The sequence below is a fragment of the Streptomyces sp. AC512_CC834 genome, from assembly GCF_019049325.1.
Lineage (GTDB): Bacteria > Actinomycetota > Actinomycetes > Streptomycetales > Streptomycetaceae > Streptomyces.
Window position 1 is genome coordinate 95,674 of record NZ_JAGMUO010000104.1, and the last position, 17,488, is coordinate 113,161.

18 protein-coding genes are annotated in these 17,488 nt (G+C 65.9%); 6 read left to right on the forward strand and 12 right to left on the reverse strand.

Features of this window, described 5'->3' with window-relative positions:
- Positions 1-86: 86 nt before the first annotated feature.
- The 3 genes from KUM40_RS33995 to KUM40_RS34005 are packed head-to-tail and all read left to right on the forward strand — an operon-like array spanning position 87 to position 1,776.
- Entirely contained in the window at positions 87-434 is a 348-nt protein-coding gene (locus KUM40_RS33995; protein ID WP_217170158.1) for a hypothetical protein, read from the forward strand.
- Positions 431-1,114, forward strand: a complete 684-nt coding sequence (locus tag KUM40_RS34000) for a hypothetical protein (RefSeq protein ID WP_217170159.1) — start codon at positions 431-433, stop codon at positions 1,112-1,114. Before KUM40_RS33995 ends, KUM40_RS34000 begins: the two co-directional genes overlap by 4 nt.
- The gene (locus KUM40_RS34005) at positions 1,111-1,776 is read left to right on the forward strand and encodes a hypothetical protein (protein ID WP_217170160.1); all 666 of its coding nucleotides are present in this window, start codon (positions 1,111-1,113) and stop codon (positions 1,774-1,776) included. Before KUM40_RS34000 ends, KUM40_RS34005 begins: the two co-directional genes overlap by 4 nt.
- 234 nt (positions 1,777-2,010) lie before the next feature.
- On the opposite strand, the gene KUM40_RS34010 is transcribed toward KUM40_RS34005, so the two are convergent.
- The 5 genes from KUM40_RS34010 to KUM40_RS34030 all read right to left on the reverse strand — a co-directional run bounded on the left by KUM40_RS34010 (position 2,011) and on the right by KUM40_RS34030 (position 5,343).
- On the reverse strand, positions 2,011-2,598 hold the full coding sequence (locus KUM40_RS34010; RefSeq protein WP_217170161.1) for a hypothetical protein: 588 nt from the start codon (positions 2,596-2,598) through the stop codon (positions 2,011-2,013).
- 205 nt (positions 2,599-2,803) lie between these two features.
- Positions 2,804-3,784, reverse strand: coding sequence for a hypothetical protein (locus KUM40_RS34015; RefSeq protein ID WP_254396074.1), 981 nt, complete (start codon positions 3,782-3,784; stop codon positions 2,804-2,806).
- 41 nt (positions 3,785-3,825) lie between these two features.
- On the reverse strand, positions 3,826-4,515 hold the full coding sequence (locus KUM40_RS34020) for a hypothetical protein (RefSeq protein WP_254396075.1): 690 nt from the start codon (positions 4,513-4,515) through the stop codon (positions 3,826-3,828).
- 190 nt (positions 4,516-4,705) lie between these two features.
- The gene (locus tag KUM40_RS34025) at positions 4,706-5,050 is read right to left on the reverse strand and encodes a hypothetical protein (RefSeq protein ID WP_217170314.1); all 345 of its coding nucleotides are present in this window, start codon (positions 5,048-5,050) and stop codon (positions 4,706-4,708) included.
- Complete coding sequence (locus tag KUM40_RS34030; protein ID WP_217170315.1) at positions 5,047-5,343, reverse strand: hypothetical protein; 297 nt, start codon at positions 5,341-5,343, stop codon at positions 5,047-5,049. Before KUM40_RS34030 ends, KUM40_RS34025 begins: the two co-directional genes overlap by 4 nt.
- A gap of 148 nt (positions 5,344-5,491) precedes the next feature.
- Between KUM40_RS34030 and KUM40_RS34035 the strand changes: the two genes are divergently transcribed.
- Complete coding sequence (locus tag KUM40_RS34035; protein WP_217170163.1) at positions 5,492-5,776, forward strand: GntR family transcriptional regulator; 285 nt, start codon at positions 5,492-5,494, stop codon at positions 5,774-5,776.
- Positions 5,777-6,241: 465 nt separating this feature from the next.
- Here KUM40_RS34035 and KUM40_RS34040 read toward each other — a convergent pair whose 3' ends face one another.
- Positions 6,242-6,847, reverse strand: coding sequence for a hypothetical protein (locus KUM40_RS34040; RefSeq protein WP_217170164.1), 606 nt, complete (start codon positions 6,845-6,847; stop codon positions 6,242-6,244).
- A gap of 168 nt (positions 6,848-7,015) precedes the next feature.
- Here KUM40_RS34040 and KUM40_RS34045 point away from each other — a divergent pair, with 168 nt between their 5' ends.
- Both KUM40_RS34045 and KUM40_RS34050 read left to right on the forward strand, forming a co-directional pair.
- Positions 7,016-8,380, forward strand: a complete 1,365-nt coding sequence (locus KUM40_RS34045) for a putative T7SS-secreted protein (RefSeq protein WP_217170165.1) — start codon at positions 7,016-7,018, stop codon at positions 8,378-8,380.
- Positions 8,377-9,123, forward strand: coding sequence for a hypothetical protein (locus KUM40_RS34050; protein ID WP_217170166.1), 747 nt, complete (start codon positions 8,377-8,379; stop codon positions 9,121-9,123). Before KUM40_RS34045 ends, KUM40_RS34050 begins: the two co-directional genes overlap by 4 nt.
- Before the next feature lie 27 nt (positions 9,124-9,150).
- Here the strand turns inward: KUM40_RS34050 and KUM40_RS34055 are convergent, their stop codons facing one another.
- The 6 genes from KUM40_RS34055 to KUM40_RS34080 form a co-directional block, all read right to left on the reverse strand.
- Entirely contained in the window at positions 9,151-9,456 is a 306-nt protein-coding gene (locus KUM40_RS34055) for a hypothetical protein (RefSeq protein WP_217170167.1), read from the reverse strand.
- Between the two features lie 162 nt (positions 9,457-9,618).
- Entirely contained in the window at positions 9,619-10,272 is a 654-nt protein-coding gene (locus tag KUM40_RS34060; protein ID WP_217170168.1) for a hypothetical protein, read from the reverse strand.
- 127 nt (positions 10,273-10,399) lie between these two features.
- Positions 10,400-11,155 carry a hypothetical protein gene (locus KUM40_RS34065; protein WP_308401294.1) on the reverse strand — a complete coding sequence of 252 codons (756 nt, stop codon included), beginning with the start codon at positions 11,153-11,155 and terminating at the stop codon, positions 10,400-10,402.
- Between the two features lie 262 nt (positions 11,156-11,417).
- A complete protein-coding gene (locus KUM40_RS34070; RefSeq protein ID WP_254396076.1) occupies positions 11,418-12,161 on the reverse strand; it encodes a hypothetical protein in 744 nt (247 codons plus the stop codon).
- A gap of 250 nt (positions 12,162-12,411) precedes the next feature.
- The gene (locus KUM40_RS34075; protein ID WP_217170169.1) at positions 12,412-13,143 is read right to left on the reverse strand and encodes a hypothetical protein; all 732 of its coding nucleotides are present in this window, start codon (positions 13,141-13,143) and stop codon (positions 12,412-12,414) included.
- 31 nt (positions 13,144-13,174) lie between these two features.
- Positions 13,175-17,488 (reverse strand): RHS repeat-associated core domain-containing protein (locus tag KUM40_RS34080; protein ID WP_217170170.1); only part of this gene is annotated, 4,314 nt, incomplete at its 5' end.

Consider the following 17,488-nt stretch of genomic DNA (forward strand, 5'->3'; position numbering starts at 1 on the left):
AGCCATCAGGCGCAGAGAAATTTGAAGAAATTGGAGTGGGAGATATGGCGACAGTCCCAGCAAAAAGCTCAGAAGAATCTCGAGCCATGAGATATCTTGCTGTATTTACTTTGGTGCCCATCCTGTGTTTCGCTTTCCAGGACCTTGGCAGCGAGTACGGAGGGCTGGACTGGCTCACCTACGGATACGCAGCTTGGCCGATGATGATCGGACCGGTTTTGATGCTGCTTCTGTTCATTAAGAACCGAGAGCTCATCCGTGTCCCTGAGAGGGGCGCCAATTTTTCCCAGACAATCAGGATTGCCGCTTTTCTGTACCTGATTCCGAACTTGTTCATGGCATTCGGATACAGTTGGCTGGCGGTGGTTTCAGTGCTCTCCATCGTGACGATCCTGGTGGCCGACTGGCAGCTCAAAAAGCGGGCTGGCGCATGAGCACGTCCGATGTGGAGCAACAGCCGCCCCGCGTCGAGGTGGCCGCTCCCCGCAGCTATGAGCTTATCCTGCCACCCGGTTGGGTCCGCATCCCTTTGCGTGAGGGCACGAAGGAAGCACTGGAGAGGGTCCTCTTCTCGCACATGGGGCAAGTCCCGGAGGGCATTCCCCGGGACGACGCGATGCGCTTCCGACTGGACATGCGTCGCCAGTTGGAGAGGCAGGCGCGTGCGGCCAGAAGAAACGGTGGCCTTGACCTCTATCTTCCGGTGCTGCCGCGCGGCGGAATCTTCCTCATGGCCTCTTTCATCGTCGCCGAGATGCCGATCGGTCAAGCCCATGCGGTTCCCCACCAGGCAGTGGTCGCTCAACTGGCCGGCGAGGACGTCCCCGGCGGAACGGGGGCAAAGGTCGACGTGGCAGGGGCGCCCGCAATCCGCCGAGCCTATCGCTCCACCCCTGAAGATGAGAAGCTGACTTCTGCTCCCGAAGTCGTACAGCAGGTGGCCCTGCCGACGCGGCGGGTCGACTATGTGATTCCCGTGCCGGACGATCCCGCTCGCTGGATCAGCATCAACTTCTCCACGCCGGGTGACGGCGATATCGACAGTGAATTCACCGACGTACTGGTCGAGTTGTTCGACGCGGTGGTCGGCACGTTCAAATGGAGTTACGAGTGAGCTGGCTCAACGTCAAGCACGCCATGAATCTTTCCCCTTGGATCCGCGTACCGCTCATGTGGCCCGAACCGGGACTTGAGGACGTCGAGGAGGCACAGACGCCGGAGGCATGGGCTCGCTACTTCGCCGAGGGTCTCTGGGAGGACTTCGCGTCGGAGAAGCCAGAGCCCGGCGAAGTCGACCTACTGACCAACATGCTCTTGATGTACGCCACCAGGGCCCCCGCGGCCTATCCGGGGTTCGAGGTCTTCCTCCATCTCCCGCACCCAAGGGAGATCCCACTCCCCGTATACGTCGACCTGGTGGAGATCGAGGAGGGCGAGGACCGGGAAACGGCACTGCGTGAGCTGACACACGCCGACGCGAGCTACACCGTCGAACCCCCCATCGTCGAGGACTTCGAATCCCCGCACCTGGGAACCGGCTTGCGCGTACTGCGCTACTACCAGGACGAAGAGAGCAACGAGGTGCACGTCGGCCTTCGCTACGCCTGGCGCTACGAGAAGAGCACGGAATCCGCAGACGTCCTGATCATCCTGGCCGACCCGGACGCCGGCCGGATCCTCCGAACTCTCGATGATATCGATGAGTTCGCCCGCATCATCCGGATCAGTCCGGATGAAGAGGCAGATACCTGGAATGTCCCAGTGGGCGGAATGTGAGCGCATAGCTCGCGCCGAGCGCGCCCAGCAGGATGAGCAGCACCGCCAGCGCCGGTTTGCGCTCGCGAGGTGACGGGCGAGTGAGGCGAGTCATGTGCGAGTGGGCGAGTGGTGTCTGAGCAGCCGGGGCGAGATGGTGGGCTGCGGCAGCCGGACGAGCCTGCGGTACGCCCAGGAGGCATGCCGCCGCACGCCTCCGACGGACGGTTGCCCCGTAACGTGCACTTCCGGCTCTCAGTCGAAGATGTCCAGGGCATCCAGCCAGGATCCGTCACCGTCGCTGCCCGTGGGGCGGGCCCGCATCGGGCGTGGCTCCGGGTAGGTTTCCGCTGCGGCCCGCGCGCGGACGATCTCCGGCCCGCCACACGCCGCTACCGCGAAGGCGCCGAAAACCTTGGCGAACGCGGCTGGGTCGCGGAACTCTACGCCGAACGCCTGGCCGTCTTGCAGCGGCGCCCACACCACCCGGTCGACCCGTATCCACTCGGACACCGGCTGGTCGTCCAAGGTCGACCGTTCCTCCATCCACAGCCGCGCCACGTGCAGCAGGTTCACCTTCTCCATCGGCAACCGCTTGCGCCGTATGCGCAATTCACGTGTCGTCAGTGTGACCCGCTGGTTCCTCTTCGGGTACCAGACGACTCCGACAGCGAACGGCACCCACAGCAGGATCCCGAGCATCGGCCAGACCAGAGCGTCGCCCCACGAGCGGAGCAGTCCGCCGTCCAACAGGTAAACGGCCCCGAATACCAGAATCCACTTTGCCGTCATCCGCCAGAAGCCAGTGCCCTGCCGGTACAGGATCCGGTGCTTCCTCGTCATCGTCGTGCTCGCCTGCCATCGAGGACGTGACACATCGGCTCAACCCCGATCGGCTGGATGAAGGCGGGCCGCAACGGTCCGCCGTCGGCAGTGCGGTGCAATTGCTCCGGCGGCCACGAGGTCTTGGCAATCCGGCGCCATGCAGCCCACTCGGCCTGAATGCTCCGGCGGGAACGTGCTGCCTTGGTCATGCTCCCCTGGCCCATCAGCGATTGACCGCCTGGATCTCCTGAACCGTCACAGCCTGCTCGCTGCCGAAGGTGCCGTCGGGCAGTGTACCGGCCTCGCCGTTGGAGCCCTCCCAGGTGATTTCCCAGGTGATGGTGGCCTGGAGGTCGTATGTGCTGTCGCCGGAGGAGCGGAGGTATGTGATGCCGCAGGGTGGGGTTTGTTCGGCCTTGCCCTTGGCGTAGGGCTCGCCGATGGAGCCGTCGGCGTTGATCTCGCACTCGCCGGAGGCGGGAAAGATGGTGGCGTCCGTGGTTCCCGGCTCCAGCTTCAGCGAGACAGGTCTGGCTGTGGTGGTGGCAGAGAGGTTCCAGCCGCCCACATCGAGGGATGCGGTGACCGAGACTTCGTGGAAGTCGGTCTTGTCGAGCCAAGCCCAGGTGGGGAGGTTGACCTTCGTCGTCTCAGCAGGGGCGAGGGCGATCTCGGTGTCGGGGACCTGGAGCTCGTTGTAGGCGAGCTTCGCCAGTGTCTCGGTGTCGATGGCCCTCTCCACGGGGGGATCGTCCCCGTTGTCGACCCAGAAGTCGGCTTGGCTGCAGGCCAGGTAGTCATCGCCTTCGAGGCGGTCCCAGTCGTAGACCGTTCCCCAGAACATGCCTTTTCCGGACTTCTTCTTGTTAAAGTCCTTGTAGGGATCCCCCTCGATGTAGCGGGACTTCTCGGCAGCGTAGGCCTCCACCGCACCGCTGAAGTGCCCGACGTTCCAGCGCCGCTTGAATTCTTTCTCGTATTCCTCGGGCGTCCATTTCGGCTCGTACCAACAAGCCGGCGGGTTGTAGTTGCCGACAGCAGTCAGCGCGCCGGTCGCCTCGCCGGTTCCGTTCTTGGATGTGTTGAAAGTTACTTGCGAAGTGATGGTGCGTCCGCTTGAATCACTACTGGTGTCGGCCTCTCCGCGTGATCCGCCGAAGCCAGTTTCCGCGTACGCTGGTTGTGTCGTGAGTAGCGCACTCATAAACAGTACAGCTCCGAGCGAGGCAAGTCGTCTGGCCGACTTTACGGAATGCATTTCTCGTTCCCCCGCTTTGAAATGACCTCGTTTGTGACCCAGATCCCATCGGAGTTCCGCTCGAGACGGCTGACGTAGTACACATAGGAGTTGTCGGAAGGAGCGCTACGGTCGACCTTGTTGGTCTTGCGGAACTTGTTGAATGCTTTGCTCTCGTCTGCGCAGAGTGTGACCGCGGCAGTGGTTTCGCCGGACAGATCCACGGTTGGTGCGTAATAACGTGTGGTGCCAGTGATGGTCGCGTCGTGGTCGACGAACGTCTGGACCCATTTCGCAGCTCCCGCCAATGCCTCGCCCTTGTAGTAAAAGGTGAGAGCGGGCGACTTGGTATCTCCGTCCGTGATGGCCCGGGTTACGGCGGTCATCGAGTGTCCGGCATCTGCCAGGACAGCGTCCTTGGTGGTGTCGCCGGTATTCCAGTCCTCGAAGACTTCGTTCACGTCGGCAGGCAGGGAGAGATCAGGGCGGTTGACATCGGCCGACGGGCTTGGCGATGCGGGTGTAGACGCCGAGGTGTCGCCGGTGTCCGCTCCAGCGATCTCGTCCTTGCCCTTGGACTCTTCCTCCCCACCGCCGCAGGCCGTCAGTAGCAGGGCTGCTGAGGCGGCGAGCGCGGCAGCAACGGGCAATGAGCGGCGCTTCACAGTGGACTCCCCGTGAGACAGAAGTGCGGTCAAGGTTATCGACCGTATCTGTGGGGTTACCAGTTTCGCCAGAACGAACTACTCCAATAATCGGGGTAATTCGGAGTGATTAGGATGTTTCGGTCTTCCTCTGTGCCCTGATCGTGCTCAACGGACGACCGCCCCGGACGCGATGACTGTCGCGTTCGGGGCGGCGCGAGCGGCGGTGAGTAGAGCCTCTTTGCTATCCCGTGTGCTGGCACTTCGGGCATGCGCACGGTGGGTAGGCCGTCGAGTGGGGGATTGGTTCGTTGGGGCCGCCGGCCTGGACTTCGACCTTGCGCCCGGCGTCGGTCACGGTTCCGTCCGTGTCGACCTTGTAGACGCGGAGTGTGAGGCGGGAGTGGCGGCGGGCGGCGGCGTCGAGGATGTCGAGTGGGTCTGTCATCGGCGGGTAGTGCGGGGCGCAGTCGGGGCACGCGTAGACGTTGAAGCCGGGGCCTGTGGCGGCGTGGACTTCGTGGACCAGGATCGGTTCGTCCGTGGTGCGTTGGCAGCGGGCGCACATCCGCATGGTGGGGCGGGTCACCGGGTGGCTGCCGGTACTCGTACGCCGTGGATGTGCTTCGGGCCGACGTCGATGCCGAGGGTTGCCAGGTGGGCGGCTCGTCGGCGTTCGCGCTGGTGTCGGCGTTCGGTCGGTTCCAGGACGTAGGGGCGTACGAGTCGGGACGCGTTGCCGTCGAGAATCTCGGTGAACGCGGGTGGCGGTACGGGGATGAACCGGAGGGGTGGCATCGCGCCCAGGCGATGGCGGCCCTGCGGGCTCGGCGTGCAGATCCTCAGCATCCACGCGAGGAAGCGGACGGTAAGGTCCAGCATGTTGGCGCTCCTTTGCAGCGTCGGCCATGCCCCGGGGCGGACACCACCCGCCGCCGGGGTCTCTTGTGTCTCCGACCGTACAAGCTCAGGATAGCTATGTATAGCTCATTGATGGTTTCCGCAGGTCAAGCATGCTTACCGTTGCTACATGAGCGGTGAGAACAAAGTTCCGGACTTTGACCCACAGGGGCCGCAGCTGGTCTATGCCGCCCTCGCCGACCACGTCGCTGCGCGCATCGCCGCAGGAGAGTTGCATCCAGGTGCCCGGCTGCCTGCTGAACGTGACCTTGCAGCCGAGTACGGGGTTGCGTATCTCACGGTGCGGCGCGCCGCCCAGGTGCTCCGTGAGCGGGGGTTGATTGTCACAGTTCATGGCAAGGGGACGTTTGTGGCCGACCCGCTACCAGAGCCGAAGGCGCTCGACGGCGAGTGAACCAGAACGCGAGCCCCTGTGCCCCTGATGAGCGAGCTGATCGAGCGGGATGCCATCCCTGAGGGCTACAAGGTCGAGGTGTTCGACGGCAGGGTGATGATGACACCGCGGGCCTTGGAGCAGGACTGGATCGGTTCCGACGTAGGGGACGCGGTCAAAGCCTCCGGTTATCGCGCGAGAGCGCGTCTTCGGCGATGCACTCATCACCTTCCCAGGGGAGAACCACGCCGCGCCAGACCTGACGATCGTCGACGTCGGCACCGTGCCTCGGAGGGACGGCTGCTCCTGCCTTGATGTCCTAGCCGTGGTCGAGGTCCCGTCCGAGCCGGCGAACGAGAAGGGCTACTGATGGGTTCGCTGCGCGAAACCGCTCTTCTTCAGCTCAGCTTCGCCTTCCTCTTCCTCGCCGGACTCGCCGTGACCCGTCACCGTCGGGCGAGGCGCCTCGCGCGGCTCTCCACAGCTCTAGGCGAGTGACGGATCCGGAGGCCAGTCGACCCCGGAGTCCCGGAGCATGCGACTGTATTTCGTGTAGCGGTGCCGTGCGATGAAGAGACCTGTCAGCCACAGTGCGGCGAAGAACAGCCAGATGGCGCCGCACACGAGCAGGGACTGGGCACTGAAGCCGGTCTGGGACAGGGGGATGAGCATGGCTGCCAGAAGGACCAGGAGGGCGGTCAGTCCCCGGCGCCGGTGGGTGCGGCTGTAGTCGACCATGATGCGGGCGTGCAGGAGGTCGACGTCCCGCCGCACTTCAGCCAGCGGTCGCAAACGGCTGCCTCCGGGCCGCATGCCGGGCAGTTGCCCGCCTTCCTGCGCAGTGGTGTGGTGCTGCGCGGTCCGTTCTGCCCGCTGCGCCGCGTCCGGCAGTCGACGGAAGGCGAAGTACGGGTTCGGGCTTCCCTTGGGGGAGAGCGGGGACAACCCGTCGTATCGGTATCCGTACTGCTCGGCGACGTAGGCGAAGGCGGCGAACTTCCGCCATGACCGCTGCAGGTTGCGGGCGTCATGCCGTTCAACACCCTGCGCGCCGTCCCGCAGCAGTGCTCTGAGCTGGGGCTGCAGGAACATTGGACAACCTCCTGGGACCGGGTCGTAGCACGACGCCGGGACGCCGTTAGCGTGTGGTGGGCGAGATGGCGCAACCACTCGCCCCACGGATAGCTTCCTATCACTGGGCCAGGCAAGCTCCCCGCGGCGGGAGGCATTCGCCACACAGGGACACACAGGGGGACAGAAGTGGGTTCGTCCAAGTACCCCAATCTGGGATTCGACCCGGCTCCGGGAGATCTGGAGACGGTGCGTCTGATGGTGGGCGCGATCGGCCGGGTCAACCGCGAGAGCGGCACGGCGCACACGCAGCTCAGCAAGATCGGCGCCTCCGACGGCATCTGGACGGGCAAGGCCGCCGACACGTTCGCGAAGTCCGTCGACAAGATCCCGCCCTACCTCAAGAAGGCCCTCGACTCGGTCGGCTCCGCTCACCGGGCCCTGTCCAACTGGGAGACCAGCCTGGACGGGTTCCAGTCGAGGGCCCGCGCCCTGGAGGAAGAGGCGGCAACCGCGGCCCGGAAAGTCAGTACGGCCAAGGGGAGCCTGGACGGCCTGCCCGACGACACGTCCCGGATGACGGACAAGGAGAAGGAGGAGCACGAGAAGGACAAGAAAGGCAAGAAGGCGGCCTACGACTCGGCGAACGGCGAGTTGGAGGCCGTGCGAGGACGGGCGCACACGCTGCACGCGGAGTACGTCACCGCAGCGGATACGACGGCACGTACGGTCAAGCAGGCCGCGGACGACGCCCCGCCCGAGCCCGGCTGGTTCGACGACCTCGTGGACGGTTTCACCGATTTCCTGTCCGACGCCTGGAACGTCCTCAGTGACCCCAACTTCTGGAAGCTCGTCGGCGACATCCTCGCCGACATCGCCATGGTCATCGGCGTGGTGTGTCTCGTCGCCCTGATGCTGGGCACCGGCGTGGGAGCGCTCGGGCTGATCGGGTTCATCGTCGGTGTCGGCGCGCTGGCCGCCCACGGTGCCGCGATGGCCGGCGGTGCGGAGGGCGTCACGTGGCAGACACTGGCCTGGGACGCGCTCGGCGTGGTCGCGGGCGGTGCCTCCCTCGGTGGGGCGAAGCTGGCTCAGGCGGGACGGGCTCTGGTGCAGTCCGGACGCTCCCTGCGTGCTTCGCAGGGGCTCATGGCGGCGCTCGGCCGGATCGGCCCCGGAGGGTGGGGCAACATCGCGAAGATTCCCAGCGGTATGGCGAACTCGCTGCGTGGGTTCGCCACTGCGGGCAAGGGGTGGGTCCATGTCGCCACGGGCAAGACGCTTGACGTCGTCGGCACGGTGACGGGTGCGGGCTTCGCGTTCGGCTCCAACACCAACGAAGGCCGGTGGCTGGACGGCGACTGGAACATCTCCGACATACCCGTGGTGGGTCCCGGAGCGGGCTTCGTCGACTACGAGGCGCCGGACAACGAGCCGAAGACGATGGCGCCCGGTCCCCTGGGTCCCCGGTTCGACAGCACCACCACGCTCACCTCGGCCGGCGAGAGCTTCACCAAGGGGCTCCAGCCCGGCAACTTCGGGACCGCCGCATGACCCGCACACCGATCGAAGCCGCCGCTGCCCGCCAGGTCCCTTACGCGTTCCAGTACACGGTGCCCGACGAGTTCGTGCGGTTGCCCGATCCCGCAGCCCTCGAAGGCTGGGACAAGGCGCTCAAACGACTCGTCCCGGATGCCGACGAGGAGCAGTTGGCCTCGGCCACGCAACAGATGAGGGCCGCGCTTCCCGGACTCTCCGCGGGCGGGGAGGACACGGTCGATCTGACAGCGATGTGTCTGGGCACCGAGGACGTCGCGGGCGAGGAGCGACTCTCCATGGGCCTGCTCGCTGTCACCGTGAAGCCGAGCGGGCACCATGACCGGCTGCTGACGGCCGAAGGCATCTACCGGGCGAAGCACCAGAGGTTTTTCGCCGGCGAGCGCGAGTTGCAGGAGCTGGACTTCGACCTGGGCAAGGGAGCGCAAGGGCGACAGGACATGCTCCTGGCGGTCAAACTGCCGTCCGGCCCGGCCGTGATGTCCGCGTCGCTGCGCCTGCTGACACTGCCCGCCAGCTTCGTCGCCGAGAGCGGGGGCGCGGACGCCGTCGGCGACGACGAGACCGTGCGCCCGACCCTGCCGGTGGCTTCACTGCAGTTGGTCGTCCCCGCGCCGCGTGACTACTGCGTCTACGTGACGATCTCCACACCATCGGTGTTCCTGCTCGACTCGTACTGCGGGCGGCTCGCCCAGATCGGCCGGACCTTCACCTTCGACATGGAGAAGGGCAATCGTTGAAGCTCGGGGTGGTGGCGGGCGTATGAGCTACTTCTTACCCTCGTTCTGCTTCTTCTTCAGCTCGTCGTTCAGCTTCTGGTCGAGCTTGGTGAACTCTTCCGAGGACTTCTTGGCGAATTTGGAGACACCCTTGGTCAGCTTCGACAGTTGGCCGAAGCCGTAGTCCCAAGAGTCCGCGAAGTCGTCGCACGCGGACTCGAGGCCGCTGTGCCCGATCTGTTTGGAGTCGGCGTGCTTCATGTCCTTGGACGCGGACTTCATCTGGCCGCCGCTGGTCTCCAGCGTGCCGGCCATCCCGAGGACCTCGTCACTCGCGAAGCGCAGAAAAGACAACTGACTCTCCCCCTCCCTCTCCCGGTGTGCGCGGGTGCCTGAGCGTACCTTGGCTCAGCGGTTGACGGGCCGGGCCGCCTGGGCGATGACGGACCGCGCGTTCTCCCGGGTTCCCGGCGGACATCAGAGTCGCGACGCCGACAGTCGCGCGAAGTGATCGCCTTACTGGCACTTTTCTGCTTTCGTCTCGACGAAGACCTTGGATGCCTGCCATAGGCGTTCGGCCGTGGGGTACTTGACCATGATGATTTCGAAGTGGTCGAAGTCGGCGATGCTGGGCTCGCTCTTGAGGACCTTCCCGGTCTTGACCTCCTTCCCGTAGAACTTGCTGGAGTCCACGCAGAAGGCGACCTCCACCGAGTTGCCGTTGGAGGCGGATCGAGTGGCAACGTCGTAGTGACGTCGGGTGCCGGTCGAAGTCCACCCGCCGTCGATGCGGCTGTTGATCTGTGTCTCGGCGTAGTGCAGCCCGTCGCCGGTGGCGTATGCCGCCACGGCGGCGTCCTTGGCCGTGCGCTTGTCGACGCCCCGGTAGATCGCGCGGATGTAGTTCGCCGCATCCTCCGTGGCGGCCGCTTCATTTTTGTCCTTCGGTGTCTCCCAGTCGAAGACCAGGTTCATTTCCTTGGGGAGAGACACGTCGACGCCGTCCGTATTTTCCTCCGCCGGTGCTGGCGAGGGCTCCGCATACTTCATCGGTCTCTCCGTTCCCCGGTCCGTCGCCTCCCCCTTGTCGCTGTCGCTGCCGCAGGCCGTCAGGAGTAGGGCTGCTGAGGTGGCGAGCGCGGTGGCAACGGACGTAGAACGGCGCTTCAAAGTGAGCTCCCCCGTGGGACAGATGTGCAGTCGAGGCAAGTGACGGTATCCAAGGGGTTCCCGGATTGGCGTACGGGGCATCGCCGAGGAGCGTACGGCGGACCGGTCCCTGGCGGACGGGTGCTGTTCAACGGTTGACGGACTGGATTTCCTGGACGGTGACGGCCTGGTCGTTGCCGAAGGTGCCGTCGGGGAGGTCGCCGCCGGTTCCGCCGGTGCCGGTCCAGGCGACTTCCCAGGTGATGGTGGCCTGGAGGTTGAAGGTGCCGTCGCCGGAGGAGCGGAGGTACTTGATGCCGCAGGGTGGGGTCTGGTCGGCCTTGCCCTTGGCGTAGGGCTCACCGATGGAACCGTCGGCGTTGATGGCGCACTCGCCGGAGGCGGGGTAGGTCACGGCGTCGTCCGTGCCCGGCTCCAGCTTCAGGGAGACCGGCTTGGCGGTCGTCGTGGCCGCGATGTTCAGGCCGCCCACGTTCAGCTCGGCGGTGACGGAGACTTCCTTGAACGTCGTCTGATCGAGCCAGGCCCAGGTCGGGAGATTGACCTTGGTGGCCGCAGGCGGTGCGAGGGTCACTTCGGTCGTCGGCAACCTGACCCGGTTGTAGGCGAGTTCGGCGAGGATTTCCGGGGTCACGGCGTTCTCGACGTCCGGAGCGTCGCCGTTCTCCACCCAGAAGGGGTCCCTGTCGCAGAGCTGCGCCTCCGGTTCCATCCAGCGGTCCTCGTCCTGGACGGCGACCCACCAGCTGCCCTTGTCGGCCTCGTCCAGGTTGTAGTTCTGGTATTTGCCGTCCTTGTACGTGTCCCGGAACCGGCCGACCGTCGTCTTGGCGTAGCTGTGCTGGCCAGGGGTGTTCATCGTCTCGTTGTAGGAGTTCTCCACGTACTTCGAGAACTCCTGGGCGGAGCGCGGTTCGTACCAGCAGGCAGGCGGGGTCCAGTTGCCAGTGGGGGTGACGTTGCCTCCGGAATCACCGTCGTCCTGGACCGTGCTGGTGTATGTGATCTTGGAGGTCAGGTCGTTGCCGGAACGGGTTCCTCGGTGTCGATCTCGGACTCCGACGCTCCTGGTCCCTTCGCCTGTGCGGTTCCTCCGGCCAGGGCCAGCGCTGTCACGAATGCGCTCGTCACGGCTATGCCTCGGGTCAGGGCGCGCATGTCTTCTCTCCCCGCTTCGACTGAACTTCCGTGGTCTGCCAGACGCCCTTGTCGCTCTTCTTCAACTGGGTGCTGTACGTGACGTACGGACTCTCGTCTGAGGGGGTCTTGTCTACTTTGCCTGTCTTGCGGTTCTTGTTGTACGCCTTGCTCTCGTCGGCGCAGTACACGACCGCGGCGGTGTCCTTGTCGGCGACCTTGATGTTCGGCTTGAAGTAGCGGGTGACACCCGTCCAGGTGAGGTCCTCGTCCAGCCAGGCCTGGATCCACTTCTGAGCGCTCACGAGGGCATTGCCCTGACGGTAGTACGCGACGGTCGCCGAATTCGCGTCGCCCCGGAGGATGGCGTCGTCGATCGCGTTCACGGTCTGAGCGACATCAGACAGCACCGCGTCCTCAACGGGCTCGCCGGTCTCCCAGTTCTCGAACTTGTTCTCGACGTCCTTGGGGAAAGTGATCTCGGGGCGGTCGGTCGGCCCGGACGACTGCTCGGCCGGCGGCGTCGTCTCTACCGCCTCACCTGTGTCCGCCCCCGCGATCTTGTCGTTGTCGCTGGACTTGTCGTCCTCGCCCCCGCAAGCCGTCAGCAGCAAGGCTGCTGAGGCGGCGAGCGCGGCAACAACGGGCAAAGAGCGGCGCTTCACAGTGAACTCCCCGTGAGACAGAAGTGCGGTCGAGGCTACTGACGGTATCTGCGGGGTTCCTGGTTTCGCCAGGGTGAAGTCATCCATGAATCGGGCAAATTCTGTAGTTATGGGTGCATGTGGTTGCGTCTTGTGTCCGGATCGTGCCTGAACGTGCGACAGCCTCGGAGGCGTCGGACGTCGCGTCCGGGGCTGCGTGAGGGAGAGGGGCGTGGGGCCCTCTGGCTACTGAGAGGGGCTGCACCTCGGGCATGCGCACGGTGGGTAGGCCGTCGAGTGGGGGATCGGTTCGTCCGGTCTGCTGGACGCCGGAGCCTGCGGAGAACGGACGAGTGCGTTACTGAACGCTGGAACGGGCCATAGCCTGCAATTGGCCGGGGTCCACCGTTTCCTGCGTTGCGTCATGCGTCAGCTCGAGGCCGTCGCCGGTGCTGTCCACCCGCCAGACGGCGCCATGCCGGTTCTCCCACTCGACGAAGCTGCCGGGAGCACCGTCGAGCAGCCCCAGTTCCCGCACCAGCGTGTCCAGGGGAGCGAAGCCGCGGGCATCACCCTTGCTCATGCTCTGGGTACGGGTGTTGTCGTAGCGCATCTTGACAAACGGCACCTCGGTACGGTCGAGCTTGTTCGGCTGGAGCATTTTGCGGAACCTGCTCCAGGCCTCTTCCTCGTTCTCCCTGCCGGAGATCTCACTGGCGTAGGCGGGAAAGACGGCATAGGTGACGGCGGACAACTCGGGATTCTCCATGGCGTGGTAGCCGTGCGCCTCGGCTGCCGCCACCCCCACGGTGTCGAACTCCGTCCCGTCGTGCTGGAAGCCGCCGACGGCCACCAGAGGCCGCCCCTGCCCCACGAAGGTGTTGTCATGGGCGCGCGCGTGGGTGAGCAGTGCGGTAACGAGCGCCTCGTCGTAGGGACCGCGTACGTTGACCTGCAGATTGTGCCGGCCGTCGGTGGAGAGCGCGGCGGTGAAGGTGAACATCGGGTTCGGCGACCACCGCCACGCGGATGCCAGACCGGAAACGGGAGCGGCGCCGGGCATGGCGGGCAGGACGGATCCAGGGTTCATGAGGGTGGCTCCTGTGCTCGGGATGGGGCCCCTAGCTGCATGAGTAGAGGGTGGGATGGACATCCTGGCGGTAGGTGGCGTCCATGAGTGCACCACCGCGGGAGTTTTCGCCTCTCGTCATGGGCTCCATGTTGCCGGAATCGTTGTAGAAGTCGTTGCGGGTGGCCCGGCCGGAACGGTAGCCCGTCTGGTTCCAGTGATCGACCACCGGTGTCAGGTGCTCGTACGTGAGCTGGTTGGACGGGATGATCTCGCCCGCGGAGTTGCGCCAGGTCAGCTCGGACCTGGGGACGCGTTCCATGATCTGACGGCCCTGGGAGTCGAGCCGTCCGGTGGGTCGCATCGGTGTGCCGCCCTGGGCGATGCCCTCGTCGGTCCAGGCGGCGGACATGGCGTCATGGGTGGACTGGCGATAGCTGCCGGGATACTCGGTGTCGCGGTTGTGACTCTGTACGGGTGAGTTCGGGTCCCTTTCCCACCGGCCGCCCCCGCCACGGACGCGGATGAGGCCCAGCGGGTCGAGGAGAAGGAGCGGGTTGGTGACGTAGGCGTAGTCGTTCGGGTCCGGCGCCAGGCCCACCGGATCGGCGCTGATGTAGCGCGCGGTCTCCGGGTCGTAGTAGCGGAAGTAGTTGTAGTTCCAGCCGGTCTCGGCGTCCGCGTACTGCCCGGGGAAGCGCAGAGGGCAATCGGCTTCCGGGGCAGAGGGCTGTGTGCCGGCCGGCTGGCCCCAGGCCGTGAACCTGCGGTGCCAGACGATTCGGCCGTCCGGTGAGACAAGTTCGGTCGGCGTTCCGACGAGGTCGGTGATGATGGCGTAGAAGCGGGCGTCGGCGTCGCTCTGGTCGCTTCCGGTGCCGTCCGCGGCCGGTCGTTCCCGGCCGCCGGTCACTGTCTGGGCGACGGGCCGGTAGGAACCCGGCGCGTAGTCCCAGGTGATGACGGTGCCGTCGGTCTCCACCTGTTCGGCGAGGCGTGTTCCGTCCCAGCTGAACGTCGTCTCCTCCAGCACGTCCCCGCCAGTACCGAGGCGCTGTTTGCCGACCCGCCGGCCGTCTGGATCGTAGGTGTAGCGCCACTCGGATCCGTCCGGTGTGACGGTCCGGACAAGGCGGTCCTCGGGGTTCCACCCGTAGTGGGAGGTGCGTCGTCCACCACTGAGGAGACGGACTGTCTTGCGGATCAGACGTCCCTGGGCGTCGTAGGCATAGGTGGTACGTCCGGCGTGGTGCAGTCTGGTTCCGTCGAACTCGCGTGGCTGCGGGTCCGTGCTACCGGCGTGCGGGGAGGTGGTGACGAGGTTGCCCGCGCGGTCGTACCCGTACCTCTCCTCACGGTCGGCGGTCCTGACCGCGGTCAGCCGACCGACCGGATCCACGTCGAACCGGCGGCTCTCGCCCAGTAGTTCATCGATCTCTCTGAGCGCTCCGTCGAGGTCGTACTCGTACGTGCGGTGCTGAAGCAGCTCACCGTCCACGTCGCCACTGCTGCGGCCCGGGGTGGTCACTGACTGACCGGTCAGCCGGCCGGAGCCGTCCCAGCTCTGGTGGAGCACCGCCGCCGTACCCAGAGTCCTGCGGATCTCGCGATGGGCGGTGTCGTAGTCGAAGCGCAGTTGGCTGCCGGCGCCGCTCAAGGTCTGAGGGTGGCCCATCGCCTGATACGTCCAGGTCGAGGTGATGCCCGAGGGAGTGCGGCGGCTGATGCGGCGGCCGAGGGCGTCGTAGGCGTAGGTGGTGGTCCGGCCGTTGACCGTCTCGGCCAGGGTGCGGCCCATGGGATCGTATGCGCGTTCGACTGTGGTGTCGCGGTTGGCCGCGAGGAGCAGTGAGCCGGCGCTGTCGTACTCGTAGGTGGTGGTCTCGTCCGCCGTGCGGTATTGACGTGGCCGGCCGAGCACGTCCACGGTCACGTCCGTAGTCTGTCCGGCGCCGTTGGTCCACGACGTACGCTGCCCGGCTGCGTCGTGGGTGTAGCTGAGCGTGCGGCCGTTGAAGTCCGTCTCTCGGAAGAGGCGGTTGGCCGCGTCGTAGACGTACTCCCAGGTACGGCCGTCCGCGTCGTGAACACCGGTCAGGTTCAGTTCGGTGTCGTAGGCGAACGTGTGGCGGCGGCCGTCCGGTGTGGTACGTGAGATCGGCTGGTGGAAGTGAGTGAACTCGTACGTGGTGACCGCACCGTTGCGGGCCGTGTGGGAGACAAGGTTGCCTTCGCCGTCCCAGCTCCAGGCCTCCGTCGCGCCGTCCGGAAGGGAACGCCAGGAGGCCAGTCCTTCGACGGTCCAGCCGAATCGGTCGGTGGCGCCGGCGGCTTCGGTCACCGCGGTCACGCGTCCGAAGGAGTCGCGCCGCGCTCTGGTCGTCCGGCCCTCCGGGTCGGTGAGGGCCAGTGGCAGGCCGGCAGGGTCGGTCTGGATGTTCCGGGTGTGGCCGAGTGCGTCGGTGACCGAGACAGGCCGCCCCAGAGCGTCATAGCTGTACCGGGTGGTCGCGCCGGACGGGTCGCTGACGGACAGGCGATTGCCTCGCTCGTCGTAGGTGTAGCTCCAGAACGAACCGTCGGGCTCCGTGAGCCGGCGGGTGCGGCCTGCCTCGTCGTACTCGGCCCGGATCGAGCTGAGGTCGGGCCTGACCACCTCGGTCAGGTGACCAGCCGCGTCGAAGACCTGCCGAGTGGTGCGGCCCAACGGGTCGGTCCAGGAGACCAGGCGTCCGTTCTCGTCCCACTCCCGGCGGGTTGACGCTCCCAGGGGATCGGTGACCTGGACGAGTTGCAGGCGCTCGTCGAACCGGTAGGTGGTGGCCCGGCCCAGGGAGTTCCGATACGTGTTGACGCGTGCCTCGTCGTCATAGGCGAGGGAGCAGTCCAGGAAGCCACCCGCTCCCCTGCCGGCCGCGACCCTGTGCCGCTCGTCGTAGGTGTAGCGATACCAGCCGCCGTTGCGGTCGGTCCAGCTCGTGATGCGGGACTCGGCGTCGTAGGTGAACTGGAAGTCCCGCCCCTGCCCGTCGTAGACGGCGCGGAGATCGCCCGCCGCGTCGTAGCCGTAACGTCGCACCACCGTCCACGGTGAGTGGGCTTCGGCGCCGTACCCGTCTTCCGGTGAGCTGAGAACGCTCAGGGACGTGACCCGGCCTTCTTCAGTGGCAACGGCCACCTGGTATCCGCCCGAGTGACGAATCTGGGTGAGGTCGCCCGCCTCGTCGTAGAGGAAGTCGATGCGGTGCCCATTGCGGTCAGTGATGGCGGCGAGTGGCAGGGTGTAGGCGGAGGTGTCACCGTCGCGCCGTTCACTGGGAGTGAAGTGGTGCGTCCGTCCGGTCTCGTCGTCGTGGACTGTGATCGTGCCTCCGTCGTCACCGTTCCACGCCAAAGGCCGTCGAGGCCCCTCCAGAGGCAGGGTCGCGGCGCGGGGTGCGGGAATCGGATAGGCCAGGAGCATGCCGTCCTCGGTGGCGAACACCACCCCCTGATCATCGATCTCCAGGCGCTGGTCCAGCGTCGAGGCCCAACTCGCCCCGAAACAGCGTCCCCAGCGGTAGGTGGAGACGTGGGTGCGCCGGACGATCAGCGGCAAGAGCCCGCCGAGTTCCAGGTCCACCTGCTCCATGAGCATCTCGCCGGACACCATGTCGATCGGGTCGCCGCCCCGGCATCGGCCCTTGTAGGGCTTGGCTTTCGCAAGAAGATCCTTGGCGCCGGAGCGCAGGGTTTTCAGGCCACCCCGCACGGCTGTCGCCATCCCCTTCATGCCCTTGGCGATGGCTCCGAGGGATGTGAGGCCCTTGACGCCGGGTATGCAGTCCAGGGCTGCCAAGCCCACGTCCCATAGGGACGCCTGTCCTTTGCGGTATTTATTGAGAGTGTCGGCGAGGACGACGAGTGCGGCTACGACGACGATCGCGGCGAGGATCGGCCCGCCGATGATCATCGCGACGATGCCGACGACCGCCACGACGACCTTGCAGACCGCGACGATGCTGTCCCAGTTGTCGGAGACCCAGTCGCCGACGTCCTCCCACCACGACCGGTTCTGGATGCCGGCGTCGGACGCCTCGTCGATCTTGCTCTTGGCCTCGCGGGCCGCGTCGTCACGCATCTTGCGCGCGTCCGCGGCCATCTTCTTCGCCACCTCCAGCGCGCCCTGCGCGGAGTCGACGGCCGACTGCGCGTTCGTCTGCGCCGTCTTCGCGTGCTGGACGTCACGGGTGGCGGCGCGGACCTTCCCCTCGTCCGGCTTGTCCGCATCCGACTTGCTGCCGGTCGGATCGTCCTTGTACTTGTCCGCCTCCTTCGACGCCCGCGTCACCCACGAGTCCGCCGAGGACAGCTTCGACTGGGCGGA